This window comes from Pseudomonas sp. RW409, assembly GCF_003184125.1.
Taxonomy (GTDB): Bacteria; Pseudomonadota; Gammaproteobacteria; order Pseudomonadales; family Pseudomonadaceae; genus Aquipseudomonas; species Aquipseudomonas chlororaphis_I.
Genome location: NZ_QHHP01000042.1, coordinates 828,419 through 832,969, shown reverse-complemented (window position 1 = coordinate 832,969; position 4,551 = coordinate 828,419). Strand labels below are relative to the sequence as shown.

4 protein-coding genes are annotated in these 4,551 nt (G+C 64.9%); all 4 read left to right on the top strand.

The features are described 5' to 3' along the window. On the top strand, positions 1-149 hold a 149-nt coding region (locus tag DK261_RS33435), incomplete at its 5' end, for a hypothetical protein (RefSeq protein ID WP_218278196.1). Positions 150-228: 79 nt separating this feature from the next. Beyond that, the gene (locus DK261_RS30865) at positions 229-1,620 is read left to right on the top strand and encodes a GntP family permease (protein WP_028682641.1); all 1,392 of its coding nucleotides are present in this window, start codon (positions 229-231) and stop codon (positions 1,618-1,620) included. Between the two features lie 7 nt (positions 1,621-1,627). Next, positions 1,628-2,413, top strand: a complete 786-nt coding sequence (locus tag DK261_RS30860; protein ID WP_110177323.1) for a 3-hydroxybutyrate dehydrogenase — start codon at positions 1,628-1,630, stop codon at positions 2,411-2,413. A 157-nt stretch (positions 2,414-2,570) separates the two neighbouring features. After that, positions 2,571-4,526, top strand: a complete 1,956-nt coding sequence (locus tag DK261_RS30855; protein ID WP_110177321.1) for an acetoacetate--CoA ligase — start codon at positions 2,571-2,573, stop codon at positions 4,524-4,526. Positions 4,527-4,551 lie beyond the last annotated feature (25 nt).

Here is a 4,551-nt window from a genome sequence, read left to right as displayed (position 1 = left end):
CGCTCCTACAGAAGCATATAAGTGCGTCTGTAGGAGCGAGGCTTGCCCGCGATGACGCCCTTTCAGCCACCAAAAGTCTCAAAACAGAGACACAACATCACTCATCCTCTCAAAAATCATACAAATATCCTTATTTATCAAATACTTAACCATCTGGCACAAAACTCGCTATAGCCCCGCCCACACCCGCAACACCCTACAAAAATAACAATCCTGGAGAGACACACCATGAGTGTGATCATTGCCCTAGCAGCCCTCGCGCTGCTGATGTTGGCTGCTTACCGTGGCTACAGCGTTATCCTCTTTGCCCCCATCGCCGCCCTCGGCGCCGTCCTGCTCACCGACCCTTCCGCCGTGGCGCCCGCCTTCACCGGCGTGTTCATGGAGAAGATGGTCGGCTTCATCAAACTCTACTTCCCGGTGTTCCTGCTCGGCGCGGTGTTCGGCAAGCTGATCGAGCTGTCGGGCTTCTCCCGTTCCATCGTCGCGGCGGCCATCCGCCTGCTCGGCACCCGCCAGGCGATGCTGGTGATCGTGCTGGTCTGCGCCCTGCTGACCTACGGCGGCGTCTCGCTGTTCGTGGTGGTGTTCGCGGTCTATCCGTTCGCCGCGGAGATGTTCCGCCAGAGCAATATCCCCAAGCGCCTGATCCCGGCGACCATCGCCCTCGGCGCGTTCTCCTTCACCATGGATGCCCTGCCCGGCACCCCGCAGATCCAGAACATCATCCCCAGCACCTTCTTCAACACCACCGCCTGGGCCGCGCCCTGGCTGGGGGTGATCGGCACCATTTTCGTGTTCTGCGCCGGCATGCTGTTTCTGCAGCGCCAGCGCAACAAGGCGCACAAAGCCGGTGAAGGCTATGGCAGCGACCTGCGCAACGAGCCGGAAACCGCCGCCGACATCCAGCTGCCCAACCCCTGGATCGCCCTGTCGCCGCTGTTGCTGGTGGGTCTGATGAACCTGCTGTTCACCCACTGGATTCCCCTGTGGTACGGCAAGACCCACAGCCTGGCCCTGGCCGGCATGGCCGCCCCGGTGCAGACCGACGTCGCCAAGCTCACCGCCATCTGGGCGGTCCAGGCCGCCTTGCTGGTGGGCATCATCATGGTCCTGGTGTTCGGCTTCTCAGCCATTCGCGGCAGGCTGGCCGAGGGCAGCAAGAGCGCGGTCAGCGGCGCCCTGCTGGCGGCGATGAACACCGCTTCGGAATACGGCTTCGGCGCGGTGATCGCCTCCCTGCCGGGCTTCCTGGTGCTGTCGGACTGGCTGAAAAGCATCCCCAACCCGCTGGTCAACGAAGCCATCACCGTGACCCTGCTGGCCGGCATCACCGGCTCCGCCTCAGGCGGCATGAGCATCGCCCTGGCGGCCATGTCGGAGACCTTCATCAGCGCCGCCCACGCCGCCAACATCCCCCTGGAAGTGCTGCACCGCGTGGCCGCCATGGCCAGCGGCGGCATGGACACCCTGCCGCACAACGGCGCGGTGATTACCCTGCTGGCGGTCACCGGCCTGACCCACCGCCAAGCCTACAAGGACATTTTCTGCATTACGCTGATCAAGACCCTGGCCGTCTTCGTCGTGATCGCCACTTTCTACGCCACCGGCATTGTGTGAGGTATTCATGAGTAATCTTGCGGGCAAGACCGCCCTCGTCACCGGCTCCACCAGCGGCATCGGTCTGGGCATCGCCCTGAGCCTGGCCAAGGCCGGGGCCAACCTGATCCTCAACGGCTTCGGCGATGCCTCGACGGTGATCGCCGAGGTCGCGCGCCTCAATAAGGACAGCGGCGGCAAGGTCGGCCATCACCCGGCCGACGTCAGCGACCCGGCGCAGATCGCCGACATGCTCGCCTACGCCGAGCGCAAGTTCGGCGGCGTCGACATCCTGGTCAACAACGCCGGCATCCAGCATGTGGCGGCGGTGGAGGAATTCCCGGTGGAGCGCTGGGACTCGATCATCGCCATCAACCTGTCGTCGGTGTTCCACAGCACTCGCCTGAGCCTGCCGGGCATGCGCGCCAAGGGCTGGGGACGGATCGTCAACATCGCCTCGGTGCATGGCCAGGTCGGCTCGGTGGGCAAGGCCGCCTATGTGGCGGCCAAGCACGGGGTGATCGGCCTGACCAAGGTGGTCGGCCTGGAGACCGCCACCAGCAACGTCACCTGCAACGCCATCTGCCCGGGCTGGGTCCTGACCCCGCTGGTGCAGAAACAGATCGACGACCGCGCCGCGGCCGGTGTCGACCCGCAACAGGCGCAGCACGACCTGCTGGCGGAAAAACAGCCGTCCCTGGAGTTCGTCACGCCTTCGCAGTTGGGCGAGTTGGTCCTATTCTTGTGCAGTGAGGCCGGCAGCCAGGTACGTGGCGCGGCGTGGAATATCGACGGCGGCTGGCTGGCGCAATAAACGCGACCCCTGTAGCCGCTGCCGAAGGCTGCGATAGGTCCGAAGGACCTCCGCGACCTTGAGACCGCCACGACCGTTCCGGTCGATCGCAGCCTGCGGCAGCGGCTACAGAGTTGGAACAGCTTTGTGTGTGCAGCAGAAAAACAAGAGGCCACCCATGTCCGAATTACTCTGGCAACCCAGTGCCGAGCGCATCAGCAAGACCCGCATGGAAGCCTTCCGGCGCTTGATCAATCACCGTCACGACCTGGACATCGATGACTACCCCGCCCTGCACCAATGGAGCATCGAGCAGCGCGAAGCCTTCTGGCAGGCCATCGTCGACTTCTTCGATGTCGAGTTCCATGCGCCCCCCAGCGCGGTGCTGATCGAAGGCAGCAGCATGCCCGCCGCCCAGTGGTTCCCCGACGCCACCCTGAACTTCGCCGAGCACCTGCTCAAGCGCCGTGACGACGGTGTCGCGGTGGTGGCGATCAACGAGAACGGCCAGCGCGAACAGCTGACCTACAACCAGCTGGCGGCCCATGTCGCCGGCCTGCAACAGAGCCTGCGGGCCGCCGGTGTCGGCCTTGGCGACCGGGTCGCCGCCTGCATGCCCAATACCTGGCAGACCCTGGTGGGCATGCTCGCCACCACCAGCCTCGGCGCCGTCTGGTCCAGCTCCTCGCCGGACTTCGGCACCCAGGGGGTGATCGACCGCTTCGGCCAGATCGAACCCAAGGTACTGATCACCTGCGCCGGCTACCGCTACGCCGGCAAACAGATCGACCAGACGGCCAAGGTCAACGAAATCCTCGAGCGCCTGCCGTCCCTGCAACAGCTGATCATCGTGCCGTACGCGCGGCCCGAGGCTCGCGCCGAAGACTTCCGTACCTCGGCCAGGGTCGCGCTGTGGGACGACTTCTACCGCCCCGGCGGCGAGCCGCAGTTCGTCGCCGTGCCCTTCGCCCATCCGCTGTACATCCTCTATTCCAGCGGCACCACCGGCGTGCCCAAGTGCATCATCCACAGCACCGGCGGCGTGCTGTTGCAGCACCTTAAGGAGCACGGCCTGCACACCGACCTGCACGCCGGCGAAGTGCTGTTCTACTACACCACCTGTGGCTGGATGATGTGGAACTGGCTGGTCTCCGCCCTGGCGGTGGGCGCCACGGTGCTACTGTACGACGGCTCGCCGTTCCACCCGGCGCCCGAACACTTGATCGACCTGATCGACCAGGAAGGCATCAGTGTTTTCGGCACCAGCCCCAAGTACCTGGTGGCCCTGGAAAAGGCCGGCATCGAGCCACGCAGCAGCCACTCCCTGGCCAGCCTCAAGACCCTGCTCAGCACCGGCTCGCCGCTGTCGCCGCAGAGCTTCGACTACGTGTACCGGGCGTTCAAACAGGACCTGTGCCTGGCCTCGATGTCTGGCGGCACCGATATCATTTCCTGCTTCATCATCGGCAACCCACTGTTGCCGGTGCACCGCGGCGAAATGCAGGGCAAGGGCCTGGGCATGGCGGTGGAGGTGTGGAACGACCAGGGTCAGGCGGTGATCGGTGAAAAGGGCGAACTGGTCTGCACCCGGCATTTCCCGGCCATGCCCATCGGCCTGTGGCACGACCCACGGCACGAGAAACTGCGTGCCTCCTACTTCAGCCAGTTCCCCGGGGTCTGGGCCCAGGGCGACTACGCCGAGCAACTGGCCCATGGCAGCTGGCTGATTCACGGCCGCTCGGACGCCGTGCTCAACCCCGGCGGCGTGCGCATCGGCACCGCGGAAATCTACCGCCAGGTGGAGAAACTCGAACAGGTCCTGGAAAGCCTGGCCATCGGTCAGCAATGGGACAACGACGTGCGGGTGGTGCTGTTCGTGCGCCTGCAGGACGGCGTGCAACTGGACGACGCCCTGCAGGAGCAGATCCGCCAGGTGATCCGCGCCAACACCACGCCCCGCCACGTACCGGCGAAGATCCTCGCGGTCAGCGACATTCCCCGGACCATCAGCGGCAAGATCGTCGAACTGGCGGTGCGCAACGTGGTGCACGGCCTGCCGGTAAAAAACACCGACGCCCTGGCCAACCCCGAGGCGCTGGAGCAGTTTCGCGATCGGGTGGAATTGCGCAGCTAGGCCTTGGGGGCCTCATCGCGGGCAA